This window comes from Shinella sp. WSD5-1, assembly GCF_963942435.1.
Taxonomy (GTDB): domain Bacteria; phylum Pseudomonadota; class Alphaproteobacteria; order Rhizobiales; family Rhizobiaceae; genus Shinella; species Shinella yambaruensis.
Genome location: NZ_OZ012596.1, coordinates 2,949,999 through 2,973,862 on the forward strand (window position 1 = coordinate 2,949,999; position 23,864 = coordinate 2,973,862).

General features: G+C 68.3%; 22 protein-coding genes. 11 read left to right on the forward strand and 11 right to left on the reverse strand.

Annotation, left to right across the window (positions count from 1 at the left end):
* Positions 1–31: 31 nt before the first annotated feature.
* A complete protein-coding gene (gene kdsA, locus AABQ55_RS14585) occupies positions 32–871 on the reverse strand; it encodes a 3-deoxy-8-phosphooctulonate synthase (protein WP_272805508.1) in 840 nt (279 codons plus the stop codon).
* A gap of 1 nt (position 872) precedes the next feature.
* Positions 873–1,766, reverse strand: coding sequence for a VOC family protein (locus AABQ55_RS14590; protein WP_272805509.1), 894 nt, complete (start codon positions 1,764–1,766; stop codon positions 873–875).
* 56 nt (positions 1,767–1,822) lie between these two features.
* Here AABQ55_RS14590 and AABQ55_RS14595 point away from each other — a divergent pair, with 56 nt between their 5' ends.
* The 3 genes from AABQ55_RS14595 (at position 1,823) to AABQ55_RS14605 (ending at position 5,415) form a co-directional block, all read left to right on the forward strand.
* On the forward strand, positions 1,823–3,154 hold the full coding sequence (locus AABQ55_RS14595; RefSeq protein WP_272805510.1) for an NAD(P)/FAD-dependent oxidoreductase: 1,332 nt from the start codon (positions 1,823–1,825) through the stop codon (positions 3,152–3,154).
* A 99-nt stretch (positions 3,155–3,253) separates the two neighbouring features.
* On the forward strand, positions 3,254–3,994 hold the full coding sequence (locus tag AABQ55_RS14600; protein ID WP_272805511.1) for a metallophosphoesterase family protein: 741 nt from the start codon (positions 3,254–3,256) through the stop codon (positions 3,992–3,994).
* The gene (locus AABQ55_RS14605; protein ID WP_272805512.1) at positions 3,994–5,415 is read left to right on the forward strand and encodes a serine/threonine protein kinase; all 1,422 of its coding nucleotides are present in this window, start codon (positions 3,994–3,996) and stop codon (positions 5,413–5,415) included. The genes AABQ55_RS14600 and AABQ55_RS14605 overlap by 1 nt, the downstream gene beginning before the upstream one ends.
* 131 nt (positions 5,416–5,546) lie before the next feature.
* Here AABQ55_RS14605 and AABQ55_RS14610 read toward each other — a convergent pair whose 3' ends face one another.
* Complete coding sequence (locus AABQ55_RS14610; protein ID WP_272805513.1) at positions 5,547–6,500, reverse strand: GlxA family transcriptional regulator; 954 nt, start codon at positions 6,498–6,500, stop codon at positions 5,547–5,549.
* A 101-nt stretch (positions 6,501–6,601) separates the two neighbouring features.
* On the opposite strand from AABQ55_RS14610, the gene AABQ55_RS14615 reads away from it, so the two are divergent.
* Positions 6,602–7,147: a cysteine hydrolase family protein gene (locus AABQ55_RS14615; protein WP_272805514.1), complete on the forward strand. Its 546-nt coding sequence runs from the start codon at positions 6,602–6,604 to the stop codon at positions 7,145–7,147.
* Between the two features lie 383 nt (positions 7,148–7,530).
* A complete protein-coding gene (locus tag AABQ55_RS14620) occupies positions 7,531–8,682 on the forward strand; it encodes a ceramide glucosyltransferase (RefSeq protein ID WP_272805515.1) in 1,152 nt (383 codons plus the stop codon).
* A gap of 7 nt (positions 8,683–8,689) precedes the next feature.
* Here the strand turns inward: AABQ55_RS14620 and AABQ55_RS14625 are convergent, their stop codons facing one another.
* Positions 8,690–9,280, reverse strand: a complete 591-nt coding sequence (locus AABQ55_RS14625) for a TetR/AcrR family transcriptional regulator (RefSeq protein WP_244765410.1) — start codon at positions 9,278–9,280, stop codon at positions 8,690–8,692.
* A 119-nt stretch (positions 9,281–9,399) separates the two neighbouring features.
* On the opposite strand from AABQ55_RS14625, the gene AABQ55_RS14630 reads away from it, so the two are divergent.
* Positions 9,400–10,623, forward strand: a complete 1,224-nt coding sequence (locus tag AABQ55_RS14630) for an MFS transporter (RefSeq protein ID WP_272805516.1) — start codon at positions 9,400–9,402, stop codon at positions 10,621–10,623.
* 279 nt (positions 10,624–10,902) lie between these two features.
* Here the strand turns inward: AABQ55_RS14630 and AABQ55_RS14635 are convergent, their stop codons facing one another.
* From AABQ55_RS14635 to tpiA, 3 genes are all read right to left on the reverse strand, one after another.
* Positions 10,903–12,531 carry a CTP synthase gene (locus tag AABQ55_RS14635; protein WP_244765408.1) on the reverse strand — a complete coding sequence of 543 codons (1,629 nt, stop codon included), beginning with the start codon at positions 12,529–12,531 and terminating at the stop codon, positions 10,903–10,905.
* Between the two features lie 147 nt (positions 12,532–12,678).
* Complete coding sequence (gene secG / locus AABQ55_RS14640) at positions 12,679–13,164, reverse strand: preprotein translocase subunit SecG (protein ID WP_272805517.1); 486 nt, start codon at positions 13,162–13,164, stop codon at positions 12,679–12,681.
* A 265-nt stretch (positions 13,165–13,429) separates the two neighbouring features.
* Positions 13,430–14,200 carry a triose-phosphate isomerase gene (gene tpiA / locus AABQ55_RS14645; RefSeq protein WP_272805518.1) on the reverse strand — a complete coding sequence of 257 codons (771 nt, stop codon included), beginning with the start codon at positions 14,198–14,200 and terminating at the stop codon, positions 13,430–13,432.
* A gap of 150 nt (positions 14,201–14,350) precedes the next feature.
* Between tpiA and AABQ55_RS14650 the strand changes: the two genes are divergently transcribed.
* A complete protein-coding gene (locus AABQ55_RS14650; protein ID WP_272805519.1) occupies positions 14,351–15,937 on the forward strand; it encodes a caspase family protein in 1,587 nt (528 codons plus the stop codon).
* A gap of 25 nt (positions 15,938–15,962) precedes the next feature.
* Positions 15,963–16,559 (forward strand): hypothetical protein, encoded by a 597-nt coding sequence (locus tag AABQ55_RS14655; RefSeq protein WP_244765404.1) that lies wholly within the window; start codon positions 15,963–15,965, stop codon positions 16,557–16,559.
* Between the two features lie 104 nt (positions 16,560–16,663).
* Here AABQ55_RS14655 and AABQ55_RS14660 read toward each other — a convergent pair whose 3' ends face one another.
* Positions 16,664–17,548: an alpha/beta hydrolase gene (locus tag AABQ55_RS14660; RefSeq protein WP_272805520.1), complete on the reverse strand. Its 885-nt coding sequence runs from the start codon at positions 17,546–17,548 to the stop codon at positions 16,664–16,666.
* Between the two features lie 278 nt (positions 17,549–17,826).
* Here AABQ55_RS14660 and parE point away from each other — a divergent pair, with 278 nt between their 5' ends.
* Complete coding sequence (gene parE / locus AABQ55_RS14665; RefSeq protein WP_272805521.1) at positions 17,827–19,884, forward strand: DNA topoisomerase IV subunit B; 2,058 nt, start codon at positions 17,827–17,829, stop codon at positions 19,882–19,884.
* Between the two features lie 152 nt (positions 19,885–20,036).
* Positions 20,037–20,462 carry a hypothetical protein gene (locus AABQ55_RS14670; RefSeq protein WP_272805522.1) on the forward strand — a complete coding sequence of 142 codons (426 nt, stop codon included), beginning with the start codon at positions 20,037–20,039 and terminating at the stop codon, positions 20,460–20,462.
* Between the two features lie 140 nt (positions 20,463–20,602).
* Here the strand turns inward: AABQ55_RS14670 and AABQ55_RS14675 are convergent, their stop codons facing one another.
* Positions 20,603–21,730, reverse strand: coding sequence for a DUF2336 domain-containing protein (locus AABQ55_RS14675; RefSeq protein ID WP_272805523.1), 1,128 nt, complete (start codon positions 21,728–21,730; stop codon positions 20,603–20,605).
* A 128-nt stretch (positions 21,731–21,858) separates the two neighbouring features.
* Between AABQ55_RS14675 and AABQ55_RS14680 the strand changes: the two genes are divergently transcribed.
* Entirely contained in the window at positions 21,859–22,503 is a 645-nt protein-coding gene (locus AABQ55_RS14680; RefSeq protein ID WP_272805524.1) for a hypothetical protein, read from the forward strand.
* A gap of 38 nt (positions 22,504–22,541) precedes the next feature.
* On the opposite strand, the gene AABQ55_RS14685 is transcribed toward AABQ55_RS14680, so the two are convergent.
* Positions 22,542–23,150, reverse strand: coding sequence for a flavin reductase family protein (locus tag AABQ55_RS14685; RefSeq protein WP_272807465.1), 609 nt, complete (start codon positions 23,148–23,150; stop codon positions 22,542–22,544).
* Between the two features lie 4 nt (positions 23,151–23,154).
* Complete coding sequence (locus AABQ55_RS14690) at positions 23,155–23,739, reverse strand: nitroreductase family protein (protein WP_272805525.1); 585 nt, start codon at positions 23,737–23,739, stop codon at positions 23,155–23,157.
* Positions 23,740–23,864: the final 125 nt, after the last annotated feature.

The following is a 23,864-nucleotide window of genomic DNA, read 5'->3' on the forward strand; positions in this document are numbered from 1 at the left end:
TGGCATGTCTCCATGTCATCCGTTTGAAATGTCAGGCCTTGGCGATGTCGTCGAAGGCGACGAGCTTTTCCAGGAGCCGCGGCATGTCCTTCAGGTGCACCATGTTCGGGCCGTCCGAGGGGGCGTTGTCCGGATCCTCGTGGGTCTCCACGAAGAGGCCCGCGATGCCGACGGCGATGGCCGCGCGTGCCAGGGTCTCGACGAACCGGCGGTCGCCGCCGGTCGAGCCGCCCTGCCCGCCCGGCTGCTGCACCGAATGGGTGGCGTCGAAGACGACGGGCGCGCCGAGCGAGGCCATGATCGGCAGCGAGCGCATGTCGGAGACGAGCGTGTTGTAGCCGAAGGAGGCGCCGCGCTCGCACAGCATGACGTTGGGGTTACCGCTCTCGGTGAACTTCGCCAGCACGTTCTTCATGTCCCAGGGCGCCAGGAACTGGCCCTTCTTGACGTTGATCGCGCGGCCGGTCCTGGCGGCGGCGACGAGCAGGTCCGTCTGGCGCGACAGGAAGGCCGGGATCTGCAGGATGTCGACCGTCCCGGCGACGACGGCGCACTGCTCTTCCGTGTGGATGTCGGTGAGGACAGGGAAGCCGAAGTCCTTCTTGAGGTCGGCGAAGACCTCCAGCGCCTTTTCAAGGCCGATGCCGCGCTTGCCGGAGAGCGAGGTGCGGTTGGCCTTGTCGAAGGAGGACTTGTAGACGAGGCCGAGGCCGAGCTTGTCGGTCATCTCGACCAGCGCCCCGGCCATCATGTAGGCATGGTCGCGGCTCTCCATCTGGCAGGGGCCGGCGATCAGCGAGAAGCGCTTGTCCTGGGCGAAGGTGACCTTCTTGGCGCCTTCGCCGACGACGACGGTGGAATTGGTGTTCATCTCATTCTCCGAAGACAAGGAGGACGCCCTGCCCGGGTGCCGGCGGCACGAGGAGGCGGTTGTCCCGTTTATGGAAGGCGACGCCGCGTTCCGTCAGGAGGCGCTCGCATTCCGCTGTATTTTCAACCTTGAAGACGACCGCGCGCCCTTTCAGGCCGCGATCCGTGCCGGCGACCGGCGCGATCCCGTAAAACCCCTCCAGGCCCGCATCGTTGAGCACGGTGATGCGCCCGCGCGGCGTATCGACGGACATGCCGAAGGACAGGGCCTCGACCGCGCGCTCGTCGGCCGCCTCCTGCACGAGATACTGGAAATCCGTCGGGTTCTGTTCCGAAAGGACGACCTCCGACAGGGCGGTGACGCCATTCTCGTGCGCCTCCAGCGATTTGCGGTCGGCCGGCAGCGGCAGGATGCGCTGCGAGGCGAAGAAGAAGAAATCGGGGCTGCGCAGGTCGGCGGCGAAGGCAAGGCGGAAGCTGCCGGTCGCGCTGGTCCCGTCGGGCAGCAGCATGTCGCGGGAAAATTCCAGCACCTCGCCGCCGGAAAGGCCGGCATTGGTATAGCGCTGGTCGTCCTCCCAGGCATCGCCGCTCGCCATGGCGATGGCGGAAAAGCCCTCGAGGCCGCGGCGGAAGCGGAAGGCCTGGTCACGCGCCACGAAGACATTGCCGCCGCGCGCCGCTTCCTCGCATTCCTCGCGGTTGGCGATGCCGAGCGGTTCGAGATAGGAACCGTCGGCAAGGAAGACGCAACAGTTCTCCGTGCCGAACGGGTGGCGGGCGTCCCTGGCGACGGTGAAGCCGAGCGCGGTCAGGCGCGCGCGGGCCACCCCGAGGTCGGACACCGGCAGCACCAGATGGTCGATCGGGCGGGGCGTTCTCGAACTCACGGTCATGGCGAAAAATCCGGCGTGTTTCAGGCGCCCCGTGCTTTGCCCGCTTTCGGCGCGCAATGCAAGCGCCAGCACGGCCCGCCGCGCCCTGCGGGAACTTTTCCGCCACCCGATCATTTCCCGCAGCGTCCCCGCACCGGAGCCCGCCCATTTCCAGATCCCGCGACATCACCCGCCAGCGCGACCTCCACGAATCCCGCCCCCTCTGGGCCGGTTCGCCGCGCCTTTCGCTTCGCGCGCGGCCAAGGCCGTCGCGTACCGACTATGACGTCATCATCGTCGGCGCCGGCATTTCCGGGGCGCTGATGGCCCATGCGCTGGCGGACGGCACGCGCTCGGTGCTCGTCGTCGACCGGCGCCTGCCCGTGCATGGCAGCACGCTTGCCAGCACCGCGATGATCCAGCACGAGATCGACATCCCCCTCTCGAGGCTCTCGGACATGATCGGCGCGCCGAAGGCCCGCCGTGCCTGGCAGCGCTCCGCCCGCGCCGTCGAGCGCCTGTCGGGCATCGTCGCCGATCTCGGCCTCACCTGCGGCTTCGAGCGCAAGCAGACCCTGTTCCTCGCCGGCGAGGCCTATGGCCGCCGGGCCCTGCGGGAGGAGGCCGAGGCGCGCGGCGCCGCCGGCATCGCGGCGGAATATCTTGACACCGCCACCCTTGCCGAACGCTTTTCGATCACGCGCACCGGCGCCATCCTCAGCGACATCTCCGCCGCGGCCAATCCGGCGCAGATGGCCGCCGGCATCCTGCGCGCGGCGATGGCGCGCGGCGTGGAGCTCGTCAGCCCGCTGGAGATCACCGACCTGCGCAGCGCCGCGGGCCGGGTGTTCCTGGCGACGGCGGAAGGACGGATCCTGTCGGCCGGCCACGCCGCCTTCTGCTCCGGCTACGAGTTCCTGGAGGCCGTCGCCGACAAGGAGCATGCCATCGTCTCCACCTGGGCCCTCGCCACCCCGCCCGGCACCACGCTGCCGGACTGGCTGAAGACGTGCATCGTCTGGGAGGGCGCCGACCCCTATCTCTATCTCCGCCGCACGCGCGACGGACGGCTGATCGTCGGCGGCGAGGACGAGGACAGCGCCGAGGCCTATGCGTCCGCAAGGAAGCTGCGGCAGAAGGCGGCGACCATCCGCCGCAAGGCCGAAACCCTGCTCGGCCTTGCCCTGCCGGAGCCCGACCACGTCTGGGCGGCCCCCTTCGGCATCACCCGCACCGGCCTGCCGCTGATCGGGCGCGTGCCGGGCCTCGAGAATGTCTTCGCCGTCATGGGCTTCGGCGGCAACGGCATCACCTTCAGCCAGATCGCCGCCGAGATCGTCGCGGCCGGGATCGCCGGCCATGCCGATGCGGATACCGACCTCTTCGCCTTCCCCAGCCGCCAGACTTGACGAAGCGAAGGTCCGGCCGGCCGATATTCCCCTTCCGTTGAATGGCTGCAGGCGCAAAGCCGGGTTATGCTCGCCCGACGTCGACGAAGCCGGACTGCCATGCTGCTTGCCATCCTCTCCGATATCCACGCCAACCGCGAAGCCTTCGAGGCCGTGCTCGCCGCCGTCGAAGGCGCCGGGGCCGACCGCCTCGTGCTGCTCGGCGACATCGTCGGCTACGGGGCGGATCCGGAATGGTGCGCGGAACGGGCGATGGCGCTTGCCGCAGGCGGCGCCGTCGTGCTGCGCGGCAACCATGACGAGGCGGTCGGCAATCCCGCCGTCTCGATGAACCCGACCGCGACCTTCGCCCTCGAATGGACGCGCCGCCAGCTCGGCGGCGAAAGCCGCGCCTTCCTCGCCGCCCTGCCCTTCGAGGCGCGCGAGGGCGACTGCCTCTTCGTGCATGCCGATGCCAGCGCGCCGCCCGCCTGGAACTATGTGCTCGACGCCAGCGATGCCGGCCGGCACCTAGCGGCCTGCGCGGCGCGCGTCAGCTTCTGCGGCCATGTGCACAAGCCGGCGCTCTATTCGACGGCGCCGGGCGGCAGGGTCACGCATTTCCGCCCTGTCGCCGCCACCCCCGTGCCGCTCCTGCCGCAGCGCCGCTGGCTCGCCGTCATGGGCTCCGTCGGCCAGCCGCGCGACGGCGATCCCGCGGCCGCCTACGCGCTCTACGACACACAGAGCGCCGAGCTCCGCTTCCAGCGCGCCGCCTATGACGTGGAGCGCGCGGCCGGGAAGATCCGCGCGGCCGGGCTGCCGGCCTCGCTCGCCGACCGGCTCTTGCGGGGGCGCTGATGGTCAAGGCACGGCTGAAACCCGGCGATGTCATCGACGGCTTCCTCATCGAGGCCATCGCGCACAATGGCGGCATGGCGCGCATCTGGGCCGTGTCGCGGCCCGACATCGATTTCCCGATCCTGATGAAGGTGCCCGTCATCGGCGAGGGCGACGATCCGGCCGCCATCGTCGGCTTCGAGATGGAGCAGATGATCCTGCCGCGCCTGTCCGGCCCGCATGTGCCGCGCTTCGTCGCCAACGGCGATTTCGCGACGCTGCCCTATATCGTCATGGAGCGCCTGCCCGGCACCTCGCTCTATCCGCTGCTGGAGCGCCTTCCGCTGCCGCCGGAGGAGGTCGCCGCGCTCGGCGCGAAGATCGCCGTCGCGCTCGATTCGCTGCACCGCCAGCATGTCGTGCATCTCGACCTGAAGCCCTCCAACGTCATGTTCCGCGAAAGCGGCGAGGCCGTGCTGATCGACTACGGCCTTGCCCGCCACATCCACCTGCCCGACCTGATGGACGAGCAGTTCCGCCTGCCCTACGGCACCGCGCCCTACATGGCGCCGGAACAGGTTCTCGGCACGCGCAGCGATTTCCGCAGCGATCTCTTCGCCCTCGGCGTCCTCCTGTACTTCTTCGCGACCGGCGAGCGTCCTTTCGGCGATCCGCAGCGCCTGAAGGGCCTGAAGCGGCGCCTATGGCGCGATCCGCTGCCGCCGCGCGCCCGCAACGCCGCCATCCCGCCCGCCCTGCAGGAGGTCATCCTGCGCTGCCTGGAGGTCAACCCCGCCTGGCGCTATCCGAGCGCCGCCCAGCTCGCGCTCGACCTGCAGGACCTTTCCGCCGTCAAGCTGACGGCACGGGCGGAGAAGATGAAGCGGGACCCGCTCGGCATGGTGCTGCGCCGCCGCTTCAACCCGGTGCCTATCGAGACCGTCAAGCCGCAGACCGCCGAGGCCCAGCTCGCCAATGCGCCGATCGTCGCCGTGGCGATCGACCTTGCCGCCAGCACGCCGGACCTTGCCGACGCCATGCACAGGACCGTCGCCCGCATCATCGAGAACACGCCGGACGCCCGCATCGCCTGCATCAACGTCTTGAAGATCAACCGCATCGCCATCGACACCTCGCTGGACGAGGAAGGCCGCAACAAGCATGTGCTGCGCCTGGTCGAGTTGCGCACCTGGTCGACAGGCCTTGCCGTCCCCGGCGGCGGCATCACCTTCCATGTGCTGGAGGCCGTCTCGCCGGCCGACGCCATCCTCGATTATGCGCGGGAAAACTATGTCGACCACATCGTGATGGGCGCGCGCGCCGAATCGGCCATGCGCTCCATGCTCGGCAGCGTCTCCGGCGAGGTCGCCGCCCACGCCCCCTGCACCGTCACCGTGGTGCGCAACCGCCCGCGGCCGGGAGGGGCGCCCGATACGGGGTGAGACCCTAAGGAGCGGCAGTCGCGAGTGTAGGGTGGAGCGTGCCGCAATCCCCCCTCTGGCCTGCCGGCCATCTCCCCCTCAAGGGGGATGGCCGGCAGGCCAGAGGGGGGCACCTCGTCAGCCGCGCGCGCTCACGAACGGAACCGCTTGCGATACTCCCCCGGCGTCAGCCCGACGATGCGGGCGAAGACTTTCCGGAAGGCGCCGGGATCGTTGTAGCCGACATCGAGCGCCACGCGGTCGACGGAGCGCGTGGTGAACTGCAGGTGCTCCTGGGCCTTGGCCACCCTCAGGCGCTGGCAATAGTCCGTCGTCGTCAGCCCCGTCGCCTTGCGGAAGCGTCTGAGGAAGGTGCGTTCCTCCAGCCCGGCCTGCGCGGCGAGCAGGTCGAGGCCGATCTCGCGCGCCTCGCTCGCCTGCAGGAAATGCTGCACCTTCAGGATCGCCGCATCGCCATGCAGGAGGCGCGGCGAGAAGGTGCTGTAATAGCGCTGCTCGCGGCCCGGCGGATCGATGACGAACTGCCGGGCGATCTCCAGCATGATCGTCGGCCCGAGGAAGCGGTCGATGAGCTTCAGCCCGAGATCGACCCAGGCCATCACGCCGCCGGCCGTCACGATGTCGCCGTCGTCGGCGAGCAGCCGGTCGGTATCGACGGTGACGTCGGGAAACCGCCGTTCGAACGTCTCGGCGATCACCCAGTTGGTGGTGATCGTGCGGCCGGCGAGAAGCCCCGTCTCGCCCAGGAGGAAGGCGCCGGCGCAGATCGAGGCGAGCTGGATGCCGCCCGCATGGCATTCGCGCAGCCAGGCGGCAAAGGGCGCCGCCTCCTCGCGCCGGATCGGATCGCCGAGCGCCGGCGGCAGGACGAGCACGCAGGGACGCGACGCCGCGTCGCCCTCCGCGTCCACCCGCACCGGCACGCCGTCCTCCAGCCGCCAGTGGCTGACGGTGAGGAGAGGCCCTGCCCGCCCCTTCTTCCGGCCGAGTTCCATCGCCGACCGGAAGAGATCGGTCATGCCGAGCACGGCGGCCATCTGCACGCCGGGATAGAGAACCAGTCCGATCTCGGCTGCACGCGCCATGTCACTTTCACCCCGGATTATGTCGGTCCCGCCAATGGCGAGAGATGGCAGGCCGGGGGCAGAATGTCCACATCGTCCATCGCCTGCAAGAAGGAACCGCCATGAGCAAGCGCGCCATCATCATCGTCGACCTCCAGAAGGACTATCTTTCCTCCGGCAGCTTCGCGCTGGCGGGCATCGATGCCGCCGCCGCCAATGCCGCGCGTATCGTCGAGGCCGGGCGCGGCAGGGGCGACCGGATCATCCATGTCCACCACGTCGCGAAGGAAGCCGCCTCGCCGCTCTTCGCCCCGGGCACGGAGGGCATCGAGCCGATCCCGGCCGTCACGCCGCGCGAAGACGACACGGTCATCGTCAAGAACCATCCGAATTCCTTCCGCGGGACGGCGCTCGACGAGACGCTGCGGGACGGCGGCATCGAGGACGTGGTGGTCGTCGGCGCGATGAGCGACGTCTGCATCGACGCGACGGCGCGCGCCGCCGCCGACCTCGGCTACAACCTCACCGTCGTGCACGACGCCTGCGCCACGCGCGACAAGGCCTTCGGTGATTCGCTCGTCCCGGCCGCCCAGGTCCACGCCACCATCATGTCGGCGCTGGAATTCGGCTACGGCAAGGTCACCACGACCGCCGATTTCCTGTCATAATCCCCGGCAACGGCCGTCCCTGCCCCGGGCGCAAGGGCTATCGCACAGGCAAGGAAACCGTCGCCACATCCCCTTCTCCCCCGCGGGGAGAAGGTGCCGGCAGGCGGATGAGGGGGATGGCGAAGGCAAGAAAAGCAAAGGATTCGTCCGTATCGCCCCCTCATCCGACCCTTCGGGCCACCTTCTCCCCAGGGGGAGAAGGGAAGAAGACGATGCCGCATATGGCCCGGCCCTGGCAGGCGCGGTCTGTGGAGCGCGGACACCCCCGCCAAAGCCCGTCGCGCCGCCCGTCATTCCCCTGTCATGGGACGATGGTGTCTCTTCGCGCGTGAATGCACCCCGGCGGCCGCATCGTGATCCGGCGCCCAGCGGAGTACGCGTGAATGGATACGGCTCAGGCCCTGGCCCTTGCCTCGGGCGCCCTCGTCGCCACCAACCTCCTCAGCATCCTCATCGCCGGTAAGCGGCTGAAGCCGACGGGCGCGGCGCCGCCCGAGATCGAGGAGAGACCGCCCGTCTCCATCGTCATTCCCGTGCGCGGCATCGAGAATTTCTCCGCGGAGACGCTGGAGCGCGCCTTCCGCCTCACCTGGCCGGACTACGAGCTGCTCTTCTGCGTCGCCCATGCGGGCGATCCCATCGTGCCGCTGATCGAGGCGGCGGCCGCCGCCCATCCGCATGTCGCCGCGCGCATCCTTGTCGGCGATGATCGCATCAGCGCCAATCCGAAGCTCAACAATTGCGTCAAGGGCTGGCAGGCGGCGCGGCACGACTGGGTGATCCTTGCCGATTCGAACGTCCTGATGCCGCCCGATTATATCCGGCACCTGATGGGCGGCTGGCGCAGCGATTCGGGCCTCGTCTGCTCGACGCCGCTCGGCTCGCGGCCGGACGGCTTCTGGGCGGAGGTGGAATGCATGTTCCTCAACACCCAGCAGGCCCGCTGGCAATATGCCGGCGAGGCGCTCGGCCTCGGTTTCGCGCAGGGCAAGAGCATGCTCTGGTACAAGCCGATGCTCGATGCCAATGGCGGCATCCAGGCGCTGAACGCCGAGATCGCCGAGGACGCCGCCTCCACCAAGCTCGTCAGCCGGCTCGGCCTCAAGGTGCACCTCGTCTCCTCGCCCTTCGAGCAGCCGCTGGGGCGGCGCACCGGGCAGGAGGTCTGGTCGCGCCAGTGCCGCTGGTCGCGCCTGCGCCGCGTCACCTTCCCCGCCTTCTTCAGCCCGGAAATCCTGCTCGGCGCCGTCCCGCCGCTGCTTCTCGCGCTCGCCGCGGTGCTCCTCGGCGTTGCGCCGGTCCTGCCCGCCGTGCTGCTCGTGCTCGCCGGCCTCTACCTGCCGGAAGCCGCCCTTGCGCTTGCCAAGGGCTGGCGGCTTTCCCTGTGGTCCGTGCCGGCGATGATGGTGCGGGACGCCATGATGCCGGCCATCTGGCTGCGCGCCTGGATCGGCGGCGCCATCGACTGGCGCGGCAACACGATGACGATAGGCACGAATGCCTGCGAATTGAAGGAAGCGCCGGCAGGGCCGTAGGCGGCCCTCAGCCCTTGACGCGCAGCCCCTCCAGCAGCGTCCGGAACCCCTTGACCGCCCGCCTGGAGGTCTCCTCCGGATCGTCGGACTTGGCGATCCACAGGGCGGCATGGCTGCTCGCCCCGTTGATCAGCCGGGCCGCCGCCTCCGTGTCGATGTCCCCCATCACGCCATCGGCCTTCAGCTGCTCGATGCTGCGGCTGAGGGCGGCGATGCAGCCATTGTTGGTCGGCCATTGCGAGACGTCGCCGAGCACGGCCGGCCCGTCGCGGAACATGATGCGCTGGATCTCCGGCTCCAGCGCCATCTCGATATAGGCGACGCATTCCGCGACAAAACCCTGCCAGCGGTCGGGCGCCGCGGCCGAGATCCGGTTGAGCCGCAGGGTCATTTCCGCGTCAATCTGCTGGATCACCGCCTGGAGCAGCCCCTTCTTGTCGCCGAAATGGTGGTAGAGCGCGCCGCGCGTCAGCCCGGCCCCGGCGGTGAAATCGTCCATCGAGGCGGCGGCATAGCCCACCGTGCCGAAGGCCTGCCGTCCGGCGGCGATCAGCTTGGCCCGTGTTTCGGCGATCATTTCCTCACGCGGCTTGCGCATGGCGTCTCCTCATTCACATACGCCGCGTATTTTATTTGACATACGCCACGTATGCAACTATCTCTTCAACATACGCCGCGTATGTAATTATCGAACCCGTCCCTTTCCAGGAGCAGGCCATGTCCAACCCCTACAAGGAAATTTTCAGCGTGCCGGGAACGAAGTCGTTCTCCGCCGCCGGCTTCCTCGCCCGCCTTCCCATCGCCATGGCGCCGATCGGCATCGTCGCCATGCTCTCGCAGACCCACGGCGAATACTGGCTCGCCGGCGCGGTCTCCGCCACCTTCGCGCTCACCAATGCGCTCATCGCCCCGCAGGTCTCCCGCCTCGTCGACCGCTTCGGCCAGGCCGCGGTGCTGACGCCCGCCACGATCGTCTCCGTCCTCGCCTTCCTGGCGCTGATAACCGCCACCCACCAGGGCTGGCCGGCCTGGACGCTCTTCGCCTCCGCCTTCCTCGCTGCCGCCATGCCCTCCATGCCCGCCATGCTGCGCGCCCGCTGGACGGAGATTTTTCGCGACAGGCCCGAGCTCAACACGGCCTTCGCCTTCGAATCGGCCGCCGACGAGCTGGTCTACATCGCCGGCGCCTCGCTCTCGGTCGGCCTTGCCGTCGCGCTCTTCCCGGAGGCCGGCATGCTGGTCAGCACCGCCTTCCTCGCCGTCGGCACGCTCGCCTTCGTGCTGCAGCGCGCGACGGAGCCGGCCGTGCAGCATGTCGCCGGCAGCGCGCCGCAGAAATCGGCGATCCGCCTGCGCCCCGTCCAGATCATCACGCTCGCCCTCGTCTTCGTCGGCGCCACCTTCGCGACCGCCGAGGTCTCGGCCGTGGCGATCACCAAGGACCTCGGCCAGCCGAACGCCGCCAGCCTCGTCATCGGCGTCTATGCCATCGGCTCCTTCGTCGTCGGCCTCGTCCTCGGCGCGCTGAACCCGAGGATGGCGCTGCAGAAGCAGCTGATGATCGCCGTCGCCGTGCTGGCGCTCACCGCCCTGCCGCTGCCCTTCGCCGGCACGGTGCCGCTGCTGGCCTTCGCCGTCTTCGTCAGCGGCATCGCCATCTCGCCCACCTTCATCACCGCCTTCGGCCTCGTCGAACGCCGCGTGCCGTCCGCCATGCTGACGGAAGGCGTCACCTGGGTGACGACCGGCATCGGCATCGGCATGGCGCTGGGCGCCTTCGTCGCCGGCTGGGCGGTGGACAATTTCGGCGCCCAGAACGGCTTCTGGGTCTCCGTCGCCGCCGGCCTCGGCGCGGCGCTCACCATCGGCATCGGCCAGCGCGTCCTCGCCGGCCAGAATCCCGACGACGGGATCGGCGCCCTCGCCCAGGCGGCCGAATGACAAAAGCAGGAAGCCCGGCAGAAATGCCGGGCTCCTTCCATCGCCAAGGCAATCAACCTCTCCGAACCACGGGTGCGTGTGGATCCTCGGGTCAAGCCCGAGGATGACGGAAAGGTGGTCCTTCCAAAAGCAAGAGCCCGGTGTCGCCACCGGGCTCGATTCTTTGACAAGCCTCTCCCAGCCCTCTGCCGTCATCCTCGGGCTTGACCCGAGGATCCACCACCGCACCCGCGGCATGGCTGGTCGGGTCTGGCCCGACAGACGCGAAGGAGGCTTTCCTCAGACGAGGCGGCTCTGTTCCAGCGCCGCTTCCACGAAGCTCGCGAAGAGCGGATGCGGATCGAGCGGGCGGCTCTTCAGCTCCGGGTGGTACTGCACGCCGATGAACCACGGATGGTCGGGATATTCCACCGTCTCCGGCAGGATGCCATCCGGCGACATGCCGGAGAAGACGAGGCCGCAGCTTTCGAGCCGGTCCTTGTAGTCGACATTCACCTCGTAGCGGTGGCGGTGGCGTTCGGAAATATCCGTCGAGCCGTAGATGTCGGCGATCTTCGTGCCGCCCTTCAGCGCCGCGCGATAGGCGCCGAGGCGCATCGTGCCGCCGAGGTCGCCGGACGCCGAGCGCTTCTCCAGCTCGTTGCCCTTCACCCATTCCGTCATCAGGCCGACGACGGGTTCCGCCGTCTTGCCGAATTCGGTCGAGGAGGCCTTCTCGATGCCGGCGAGGTTGCGCGCCGCTTCCACCACCGCCATCTGCATGCCGAAGCAGATGCCGAAATAGGGCACCTTGCGCTCGCGGGCAAAACGCGCCGCGTTGATCTTGCCCTCCGACCCGCGCTCGCCGAACCCGCCGGGAACGAGGATGCCGTGCACCTTTTCGAGGTAGGGCGCCGGGTCCTCTTTCTCGAAGACCTCCGACTCGATCCATTCGAGCTTGACCTTGACGTGGTTGGCGATGCCGCCGTGATACAGCGCCTCGATCAGCGACTTGTAGGCGTCCTTGAGGCCGGTATACTTGCCGACGATGGCGATCGTCACCTCGCCCTCGGGCGTCTTGATGCGATCGGAAACGGTCTGCCAGGCTTCGAGGCGCGGCTTGGGCGCCGGCTCGATGCCGAAGGCGGCCAGCACCTCGTCGTCGAGGCCTTCCTTGTGATAGGCGAGCGGCACGTCGTAGATCGACGCGACATCGAGCGCCTGGATGACCGCCGTCGGGCGCACGTTGCAGAACAAGGAGAGCTTCCTGCGCTCGGCTTCCGGGATTTCCCGGTCGGCACGCACGAGCAGGATGTCGGGATGGATGCCCATCGCCTGCAGCTCCTTGACGGAATGCTGCGTCGGCTTGGTCTTCAGTTCGCCCGCCGCCGGAATGTAGGGCATCAGCGTCAGGTGCACATAAACCGCGGTGCCGCGCGGCAGGTCGTTGCCGAGCTGGCGGATCGCCTCCATGAAGGGCATGGCCTCGATGTCGCCCACCGTGCCGCCGATCTCGCAGATGACGAAATCGTAGTCCTCGTTGCCTTCGATGACGAAGTTCTTGATCTCGTTGGTGACGTGCGGAATGACCTGCACGGTCGCGCCGAGATAGTCGCCGCGGCGTTCCTTGTCGATGATGTTCTTGTAGATGCGACCGGTGGTGATGTTGTCGGTCTTGGTGGCCGAGCGGCCGGTGAAGCGCTCGTAGTGGCCGAGGTCGAGGTCGGTTTCCGCACCGTCGTCGGTAACGAACACCTCGCCGTGCTGGGTCGGGCTCATCGTGCCCGGGTCGACATTGAGATAGGGGTCCAGCTTCCTGAGGCGGACGCGGTAGCCGCGGGCCTGAAGGAGAGCTCCGAGTGCAGCGGCGGCAATGCCTTTTCCGAGGGAGGAGACCACGCCGCCTGTGATGAATACATATCGCGCCATGGGAGTCACCGGATACCTTTTCAAAATCGATTCCGCCACCGAAAAATCACCTTGGGCGTGATTTCGGAAGTCGCAATCGGCGTTTTACACAAGAAGAAGGCCGGTTGGATTTCGCCAACCGGCCGGTTCGTTTTCGGTCCTTGCGGCTTACTGGCCGCTCGGGACGCCGGAGTTCTGCTCCGTGCCCGTTGCAGCGCCCGTGCCGGTGCCCGTCGCGGGCGTGTCGCCGGTGCCGGTCGCCGTGCCGCCATCGGTCGGAACGGCGTCGGTGCCGGTCGTCGCGGGCGTCTGGTTGGTCGTGTTGTTGTTGTTGTTCTGGGTGCCTTCGCCCTGCGATGCGCCGCCGAGCGCGTCGAGCACGCCGCCGGTGCCGGTCGTGCCGGGGATACGGTCGAGGATGTCGGTCGGCTGCGTCTCGTAGCGGGCAAGGATGCCCATGCCGAGCGCCAGCACGAAGAACAGCGTGGCGAGAATCGCCGTGGTGCGCGTCAGGGCATTGGCCGTGCCGCGCGCCGACATGAAGCCGGAGCCGCCACCGATGCCGAGGCCGCCGCCTTCAGACCGCTGGATCAGCACGACGCCGATCAGCGCGACGACGACCATGAGATAGATGACGAGCAAGATGGTCTGCATGTTTTCGGTATCCCGGCCAGATGGCCCAAATGTCAGGTTTGCGGCTCAATATACCAAGCCGCGCACCATTCCAAGCCCTAGCTGTCGATCCGCCCGCCCTTTTGGCCGAAGCGGGTCAGGGTCCCCCCCTCATCCGGCCCTTCGGGCCACCTTCTCCCCGCGGGGGAGAAGGAAACGGGGCGCTTGCGGCTCTCCCCTTCTCCCCCGCGGGGAGAAGGTGCCGGCAGGCGGATGAGGGGGCGACCCGAAACGGGCATTATGAAAGTCAGGCGGTCAGCGCTTCGTATGCGCGGTAGATGGCAAGGAAGTCGTCCGATTTCAAGCTCGCCCCGCCGATCAGCGCGCCGTCGACATTGGCGACGCCCATCAGCTCCTGCGCATTGCCCGGCTTCACCGAGCCGCCGTAGAGGATGCGCATCTTCGCGCCCTCGCCGGCAAAGCGGCCGGTCAGCTGCGCGCGCATGAAGGCGTGCGCCTCCTCGACATCGGCCGCCGTCGGCGTAAGCCCCGTGCCGATCGCCCAGACGGGCTCGTAGGCGATGACGGTGTTTTCCGCCGTCGCGCCGTCCGGCACGGAGGCCGCGAGCTGCGCCTTCAGCACGTCGAGCGTCTTGCCCGCCTTGCGCTCGTCGCCGGTCTCGCCGATGCAGATGATCGCGACGAGGTCGTTCGCATGGGCGATCTCCGCCTTGGCGCGCACCAGCGCGTCGCTTTCCTTGTGGTCCGTGCGGCGCTCGGAATGGCCGACGATGACATGGGTGCCGAAGCAGTCGGCGATCATTTCCGCCGAGACGTCGCCGGTATGGGCGCCGGAGGCCTTCTCGTGGCAGTCCTGCGCGCCGATCATCAGCGGGCTGTCGTCGCAGAGCGCGGTGGCGACATAGAGCAGCGTCGCCGGCGGGCAGATCAGCGTCTCGACCTTGTCGGAAAGCGGCCCCTTCACGCCTTCGGCCATCGCCTTGATCTGGTCGAGCGATGCGCGCGTGCCGTTCATCTTCCAGTTCCCGGCAACGAGCGGGGTTACATCCGGTGTCATGGGGCCTCCCTGTCCTTGAAATTCGCGTGGCTTGCGGCGTAGCAAATCGAAGGCCGCAAGGAAAGCCGGATAGTTCCGGGTGAAGGCGAATAGGCCGCCCCCGTCGGACGTAACATCCAAGGCGCAGCGGGCGCCGAGGGGAAGGCGAAGATGCGGCGCACAGGTTCCTCGACAGGTTTTTTCCTCGTGCTTCTGGCGGGGCTTTTCCTCGCCGGCGGCGCCGTCGCGCAGGCTCCGACCGCCGAGGAGAAGACGCGCGGCCTGATGGGCATCAAGACCAGGGTCGAGGCCGGCACGACCGCCGAGGCGGCGCAGGCCGTCCCCGCCGCCGCGGCAAGACGCGTCGCGCTGGTCATCGGCATGTCGGCCTATACGGCCATATCGCCGCTGCGCAACACCGGGGCCGACGCGCAGGCCGTTGCCGACATGCTGCAGCGGCTCGATTTCTCCGTCGATCTCGTGGTCGATGCCCCCCTCGCCCGCATGCAGGACACCATCGTCGCCTTCGCGCGCAAGACCGAGACCGCGGAAGTCGCCCTCGTCTATTATGCCGGCCACGGCGTCGAGGCGGCGGGGGAGAACTATCTCGTGCCCGTCGACGTCAAGGTCGACGACCCGGCGACGATCCCGCAGCAGGCCGTCAGCCTCGCCTCCGTCCTCGCCAGCGTGGAAAGCGCGCGCAAACTGCGCATCGTCATCCTCGATTCCTGCCGCGACAACCCGTTCCCGACGCTCGTCGGCGCGGCGGCGGCAAACGGGGTGACGCTCGGCGGCGCCGGCCTATCGGCGCCCGATCCCGCCCAGGGCATGATGGTCGTCTACGCCGCGGAGGGCGGCAAGGTGGCGCTCGACGGCGACGGCGCGCACAGCCCCTTCGCCACCGCCATCCTCGAAAGCCTGCCGCGGAAGAATGTCGAGATCGGCCTCGTCTTCCGCCAGGTCCGCGACCGGGTGATGGCGCTCACCGCCAACCGCCAGCAGCCGCATTTCTACGGCTCGCTCTCGGGCGCGCCCTATTTCCTCGCCGGCGAGGACGCCGCCGTCGCCGGCCTTGCCGACAAGGCCGCGCAGTGGCAGGCGCTCAAGCCGGACCAGGAGCAGCAGCTCGCAGCGCTCGCCGGCGAAGGCGACACCCGCGCCATGATCGGCCTCGGCTACATGGCGCTGACGCCGGACACGCAGAAGTTCCAGCCGGAAAAGGCGTTCGGCCTTTTCAGCAGGGCGGCCGAGGCGGGCGATGCCGAGGCGATGTTCGAGCTGGCGAAACTCCACGAGAAGGGCATCGGCACCGCGCAGAACGTGCCCGAGGCCATCAGGCTCTACCGGCGCGCCGCCGATCTCGGCTTCGCCGATGCCATCAACGATCTCGGCTTCCTCTACTATCAGGGCGCGGACGGGCTGGCGCGCGATCCGAAGAAGGCGGTGGAGCTCTTCATCCGCGCGGCGGACCTGCGCCACCCGCAGGCCATGTTCAACGTCGCGGCGCTGATCGACGACGGGCTGGTGCCGGGCAGGACGCCGGAGGATGCCGCCGCCTATCTCTACAGCGCGCTGCGCTCCGGCGTGAACGACGTGCTGGAGCAGCTCACCACCCGCCCGACCATGTTCAAGCCTGCGACGCGGCGCGCGCTCCAGGCGGAGCTGCAGCGCAACCGGTTCTATGCCGGCGCCATCGACGGGGCCATCGGCGCGGGCACGCAGCGCAGCATGCGCATCGCCTTCGGCCAGACGGAATAGCCGGACGAAACAGGAGGAGGGTTTCATGGTTTCGAGCGGACGACTGCATCCCCTTTACGCCGCGGTGCTCACCGCCGCGCTCGCCGTGACCGGCGTTTCCGACGGCTACGGCCAGTCCACCGACCCTTCGCCCCGGGGATCGAGCAATTCGCAGGCCGAGGGGGCGGCAACGCCCAGCGATTTCATCACCAACGCCATTCTCGCCAATCTCGCCGCCGCGCGGTCCGAATGCGGCAGCTACGACCGGATCTACCGCGTCGACTGTCTGCGCCATCGGCTGCTCGACATCTCCCGCCGCATTCCCGAAGGCCCGGCCTATGGGCAGGCGCGGCAGATCGTCGGCCGCGCGGCGAGCCGGCTGGGCAGCATCCAGTCCGCCAATGCCGACACCCGCGTGCCGAAGCAGCGTTCGCGGCGCAATCCCCGGCTGCGCGAGGCCAAGGTCTATACCGCCATCAAGCGGGAGAAGCTGAACCAGGCGATGCAGCAGGCGAGCCGCGTCATCGAGGAAGCCGCGACGCAACTGCTGCGCGCCGGCGAGAACTCGGAAAAGCGCTCCGCCCACTACCAGAAGATCGCCGCCGCCGTCGGCTCGACCAAGGTCCTGCTGCGCTCGGCCTGAATTTCCGGAGAAATTCCAGCAAAAGTACGCAGCGGTTTTGCGTCCGGAATTGCGGGTCGACAAAAGGACCGGGCATCTCGCGGTTCGGCGAAAGGCGGAAATGCCTATTGCGCAAACAGCCAGTTGAGCGTCTCGCGCCAGTCGGTCATGCGCACGGGGGTGCCGTGGCCGCCGGTCTGGAACAGCACGAAGCGCGCCGGCACGCCGGCCTTGCGCAGGCGCCGGAACACCGCGATCTGGTCGTTCGCGGCATAGACGCTGTCGCTGTCGCCATGGGTGAAGAAGACCGGCAGCTTCGCCCTGAAGGCCGGCGTCCTGCCGTAGTCGCCATCGGCCGCCCCGCCCATCAGCACCATGCCGGCAAGGCTCTTCACCGCCGCCGGATCGCGCGCCACGCGGGCGCAGATAAAGCTGCCCATCGAGGCGCAGGCGAGGATGACCGGCGCCTCCGGCGACAGCGCCTTGGCCGTCAGGATGAGGCCGGAGACCCGCGCCGCACCCTTGTCGTCGAAGGAGGGCACGCTCGGCGCGTAATAGACCCCGCCGTTCTGCGCGGCGAGGTTCTTCAGCCGGTTGAAGTTGCCGCCGAAATTCCAGTCGTTGTTGCCGAGCCGCCGGTCGCCGCCGCGGCCGTGGATGAAGATGACGGTAAAGGCCGCACCCTCCGCCTTGCCGGTCATCGCGACATCGATCGGCCCGGCGGGCGTGGCGATCGTCGCGTTCTTTTGCGCCTTCTTCACCGCCGTCGAGACATAGGCCGCCTTCACCCGGCGCTCCGGCACCTGGTCGCGGCCGTTGATGTCGCGCAGTTCCTGGTAGTCGACGACCCTCAGCGCGCCGTCGTCGCCCGTCTCCACCACCGTGCCGTAGCCGAACAGGTCGTCCTTCCAGGGTTTCAGGCTCAGCGCCGCCGCCTCGCCGGCAAGGGAGCCGGCGAACAAGGCGGCCAAAACCAGCCGGGAAAGGCAATGAACTGTGGACTGACGCATGAACTGTGGCTCCCTGGAGGCAGCGATACTTGCCATCCGCCCGCCCGCAACGCAATCCTCCGCCGGCGGTTGGCGCGGCTTGGCGCATCCTGCAGGCCGGGTGACGCCACCCCGCGGCGCACGCGACGGACGGGACGACACGCCGCCCCGGCATCGCGAAAGCCCGCGGAATCTGGCAGAGTCGCAGGTGATTCGCGCAATGACCTCTTTTGCGCCAGACCCCGGTCCGCCATGGACCGGCGGGAAAGCTGGCAAACGGAACAAAATCTGAACGGCCCATGCAAGACGACAGCAACGACCTCTTCGCCAACATGCCCTCCCAGCCCGCAGCGCCGCCGGTCGAAAAGCCGGTCGCGGCGGCCGCCCCTACCCGCGAGGCACGCCCCGCCCCGCCGAGCGAAGGCACCGGCGGCTATGACGCCTCGGCGATCCGCGTGCTGGAAGGCCTCGAACCGGTCCGCATGCGCCCCGGCATGTATATCGGCGGCACGGACGAGAAGGCGCTGCACCACCTCTTCGCCGAAGTCATCGACAACTCGATGGACGAGGCCGTCGCCGGCCACGCCAATTTCATCGAGGTCAATCTCGACGCCGAGGGCTTTCTGACCGTCACCGACAACGGCCGCGGCATTCCGGTGGAAAACCATCCGCAGATGCCGGGAAAATCCACGCTGGAGGTCATCCTCACCGTGCTGCATGCCGGCGGCAAGTTCGACGGCAAGGCCTACGAGACCTCGGGCGGCCTGCACGGCGTCGGCGTCTCCGTCGTCAACGCCCTCTCCGACCTTCTCGAAGTGGAGGTGGCGCGCAACAAGAAGCTCTACCGCCAGCGCTTTTCCCGCGGCAAGCCGCTCGGCCCGCTCGAAGAGCTCGGCGACGTGCACAACCGGCGCGGCACGAAGGTGCGCTTCCATCCGGACCCGGAGATTTTCGGCGCGCACGCGCATTTCGATCCGGGACGCGTCTTCCGCATGGCCCGCTCGAAGGCCTATCTCTTCGGCGGCGTCGAGATCCGCTGGAGCTGCGACCCCGCGCTGCTGCCGGAAGGCTCCGAAACGCCGGAAAAGGCCGTCTTCCACTTCCCGGGCGGCCTCAAGGACTACCTCCAGGCGACGCTCGGCAAGGAGCACACCGTCACCCGCGAGATCTTCGCCGGCAAGAGCGAGAAATCCGGCGGCCACGGCTCGCTGGAATGGGCCGTCACCTGGTACGGCGGCGATTCGCTGATCCACTCCTACTGCAACACCATCCCGACGGCCGACGGCGGCACGCACGAGGCTGGCCTGCGCATCGCGCTGACCAAGGGCCTGAAGAACTATGCCGAGCTGACGCAGAACAAGCGCGCCGCCGCCATCACCACCGACGACGTGATGATCTCGGCCGTCGGCATGCTCTCCGTCTTCATCCGCGAGCCGGAATTCGTCGGCCAGACGAAGGACAAGCTCGCCACCGTCGAGGCCCAGCGCATCGTCGAGAACGCGCTGCGCGACCCGTTCGACCATTATCTCGCCGACAATCCGGGGGAAGCCGCCAAGCTGCTCGACTGGGTGATCGAGCGCGCCGAGGAGCGCCTGCGCCGCCGCAAGGAAAAGGAAGTCAGCCGCAAGACCGCCGTGCGCAAGCTGCGCCTGCCCGGCAAGCTCGCCGACTGCGCGCAGAATTCCGCCGAGGGCGCCGAGCTCTTCATCGTCGAGGGCGATTCGGCCGGCGGCTCGGCCAAGCAGGCGCGCAACCGCGCCAACCAGGCCATCCTGCCGCTCCGCGGAAAGATCCTCAACGTCGCCAGCGCCGGCCGGGAAAAGCTCGGCGCCAACCAGCAGATCTCCGATCTCGTGCAGGCGCTCGGCTGCGGCACGCGCTCGAAATACCGCGAGGACGACCTGCGCTACGAGCGCGTCATCGTCATGACCGATGCCGACGTCGACGGTGCCCACATCGCCTCGCTCCTCATCACCTTCTTCTACCAGGAGATGCCCGACCTCATCCGCGGCGGCCATCTCTATCTCGCCGTGCCGCCGCTCTACCGCATCAGCCAGGGCGGCAAGACGCTCTATGCGCGCGACGACCCGCACCGCGAGGAGCTGATGCGCACCGAGTTCAACGGCCGCGGCAAGGTGGAGATCGGCCGCTTCAAGGGCCTCGGCGAGATGCTGCCGGCGCAGCTCAAGGAAACCACGATGGATCCGAAGAAGCGCACGCTCCTGAAGGTCGCGATCGACGACGTCGACTTCGAGGGCACGCGCACGGCGGTCGACGACCTGATGGGCACCAAGCCGGAAGCCCGCTTCCGCTTCATCCAGGAGCGCGCCGTCTTCGCCGACAACCTTGATATCTGAGGTCTTCCCGCCTTATTTTCGTGGCAATCCCGGCCTCTAACCGGCGCAAGGTATTCCCCCGTCATCCCGCCCTCCGGGTCCCTTCTCCCCGGTGGGGAGAAGATGGCGGCAGGCGGATGAGGGGCATTTTCCAAACGGCGGAAAGGACGGCCATGAAAGCTGCGCTCATCGTCATGACGATCATGGGCTGCGACGACAGCGCAACCCAGTGCCACTATATCGATACGGTCGGCAGGAGCTGGCAGACCGTCGCGCTGTGCGATGCACAGGCCGAGACCTACATCAACCGCCATCAGGACAAGAACTACCCGGTCATCGTGGCGGTCTGCGAGAGCGCCGGCGACCGCATCACCGCCGACATCGCCAAGCCGACCCCCGAGGAGATGCCGGCCGGGACCAAGGCCGAAGTCCCGGTGCCGGCCGAGACCGCCGAGGCCCGGCAGGGCCTTGCAACCCGTGCGCTGAATTTCGTGAAGAAGGCCATCCCCGACAAGGCCGCCCTGAAGGCCGCCGTCACCACGCCGGTGCGCTATGCCGAGGACGGTTATTCCTGGGTGGTCAAGCGCTTCGCCGATTAGAGCATTTCCAGCAAAAGTGCGAAGCGGTTTTGCGTCCGGAAATGCGCCAAACAAAGGGTTGGGGCGTTTTCGCGATCCGGAGAAAAGCGGAAATGCTCTAAGAGCGCCTGAAAAACCTTACGGGATCGATACGCCCGGGCTCACGCCGCATCGCGCGCGGCGATGAGGGCGTAGCTGCGCGCGGTCTGGCGCCGTTCGGCGATGGCCAGCCGCTCGACGAGTTCCAGCATGGACTGGCAGGAGGCATCGCCGGCCGCGCGGGCCCGGGAAAGCAGGCGCTCGGAGACCGAGAACCCGTCGTCCCCGGCCTTCGCCTCCTGCCGCCAGAGCATCGTCGCCTCGGCAAAGAGCGCGCTGATGTCCCGGCCGAGGCCGGCGGCCTCGTAGAGCGCGCGCACCGCCGCCTCGCGCCCGTCGGAAAGGATGGAGCGGACACGCCGCTCCGCTTGGCCGGAGAGATCGGTGATGGCGGCCGCAAAGAACTCGACCCGGCCGGTGCACAGCGCATGCATGAGGAAGACCGGCGTCAGCCGGCCGGTCAGCCGCAGGTGCTCGACGAGCGCGGGCATTTCGGCGGCGCAAACCTCCCCCACCATGCCGATCGTCGCGACATCGCAGGCTTCGCGCGTGATGCGTTCGACGCGGTTCGCGCCCACAGCCGCCTGGATCAGCCCGTAGCCGGCCAGCGCCGTGCCGATCTTCTCCACCAGCGCATGGCGCGCATCGCTCGGCAGGTCGTCGCGGTCGAGCAGCAATGCGCGGATTTCCGCATCGTCGCCGAGCCGGTCGGCAATGCGCGACAGGCTGCGCCGGGAAAGGACGGCGCCTTCGTTCCCCAGCAATGCCGACACATCCGCCACGTCGCCGATCTCCGCCAGCGCCGCCGAAACCGGGCGCGAGACGAAGGCGCGATGGGCGATCAGCATGCGTGTCGTCGCGCTGCCTTTGGCGGCGAGATCGACAAGGTCGCCATCCGTCAGCAGCGACGAACGCAGGATGATGTGGGCGGCGATTTCCGGCTGGTCTTCCGCCAGCGGCAGGATGACGGCGCGCGGCGCGTCCTCGCAATCGGCGAGCGCTTCGGCAAGCGCCAGCCGCACCTTCGGCGCCGGATCGTCGAGCAGGAAGATCATCGCCATTTCCGCGGCGCGGCGGTCGACGGCCGAAATGCGCGCCCGTGCGTAAGCCCGCGCCAACACACTGGCCGCCTTCGCCCGGTCCGCTGCCCGCGCGGTCTCGACCCAACGAAGAAAAGCATGAACGATCAATGGACGCCCCAAACGCCTGCAAAACGCTACTGGAAACACGTTAGCGCCAAAGTGTTTAAGATTGGTTCACCATATCCGTTAACCGGATCGTCATTGCCATTCCCGCCGGCCTGCGCCTATGAAGGGCCATGAGACCGCTGCCCCGCGCCCTTTTCGAAGCGACCGACACCGCCCCCGCCCTTCCCCAGGGCTGCGGCGTGCTGGTACGCGCCGGCACCGCCGGCGACGCACAGGTGAAAGGGAGCTTCGTCATCGTCGACGGGACGGTCGAGGCCGAAACCCTCCGCCGCGCCATCGGCGGCGGCGCCGCGGGAATTGCCCTGTCCGGCTGGCGCACCGGCGCGGACCTCCAGCGCCTCGCCACCCTCCTGTCCGTCGCCGAGGCCGAGGAAGGCCGGGAAGACGGCGGCACGGGAATCCTCGCGATCACGGACGGCATCCTGCCCGCCCCCCTCTCGCCGCAGGGCCTTGCCGGCAAGTCCAGGCGGCTCGCCGCCCTCATCTGGGATCAGGGGCTCTTGAAGCAGACCCTCGGCGCAAGCCGCACGCTCACGCAAACCGGCGAATGGACCGCTGCCTTCGCCGCAGCCCGCAGCGCGGCCCTCCTTGCCGCCGCAGCAGCCGGCATACCGGCCTACGATTCGTTGCCGGACGTGACGGGAGCGGCCTTGGTAACGGCGTGCGAACGCTCGCGGGACAACGGCTTCTTCGGCGGCCTTGCCGCGCATGCGGCGCAGATAAAGCCGATCCGAACCGTCTGGGAAGGCGACTGACCGGAGAGGATCGGCCCGGGCGATGACCGCCCGCGCCCTCACCCCGCCTTCGGCCGCATCATGGCGAAAACCTCCGCCCCGCCGTCGCAGTAGTCCATGTAGCCCATGCGCCCCAGCGGGCGTGCGACGCCCATGTCGATCATGCCGTCGCGCAGGATCTCCGGGCTGATATGGATGCCGACCACCTGGCCGAAGACCACCCAGTTGTCCGATTCCCGCCCGTTGATGTCGACCGGGCGGAAGGCCTGCGTCATCCGGCATTCCAGCACCGCATGGGCCTCGCCCACATAGGGCGCATCGACGAGACGGCCGGCGACCGGCGTGAGGCCGGCGAGCGCGAACTCGTCGACGCCGCGCGGCACGGCGGCGGAGCTGGCATTCATCGCCTCGGCGAGATGCCGGCCGGCCAGCGAGCAGGTGAAGACGCCGGTTTCCTCGATATTGGTCACGCTGTCCTTGTGGCCGCTCGAGGAGAACATCACCAGCTTCGGCCTGTCGCTCACCGCGTTGAAGAACGAATAGGGCGCAAGGTTGCGCCGCCCGTCCGCCGCCTTCGTGCCGATCCAGCCGATCGGCCGCGGCGCGACGATCGCCTTGAACGGGTCGTGCCTCAGGCCGTGGGCGTTCTCCGCGGTCTCGTAGAACAGCGCGTCAGGCCTCATCGCCGACCCATGTGACGATCTCGGCAAGCTCCGGCCGCGGCCGCTCGGTCGGCGGCACGGTGGGCGTGCCGATATGGATGAAGCCGGCGATCCGCTCGCCCGGCCTCACGCCGAGGATCGGATAGGCGCGTTCGTCGAAGGCGTACCATTCGGTCAGCCAGTTCGAGGCAAAACCGTGCGCATTGGCGGCCATCGCCAGGTTGAGGCAGACGGCGCCCGCCGACATCACCTGCTCCCATTCCGGAATCTTGAAATGCGGCGCCGCGCGGCTGACGACGGCGATCACCACGGGCGCGCGGGTGAGCCGGGTGTTCTCCACCTTGACCATCTCGTCCGAAAGGTCCGGCTTGTCGCCCATGGCGATGGCGGCCAGCGCCTCGCTGATCCGCCGGCGCTCCTCGCCGCGATAGACGATGAAGCGCCAGGGCGCGAGCTTGCCGTGGTCGGGCACGCGCGAAGCGAGCGTCAGCATCTCCTCCACCTCGCCCTTCGAGGGGCCGGGTTCGCTCATCTGGAAGGCGGGGATCGACCGGCGGGTCGAAAGATAGTCGATCAGCTTGATTTCGGTTTTCATCGGGCGGGAGTTCCAATACCTTGGCGCGCGGACGCGGCCTTGAAAATGCCATTAGCCGGGTCTTCAAGTGGAGCCTTACAGTCAGGAAGTCAACCGCCCCCATGCGCATGCCCATCCCTCCCGCC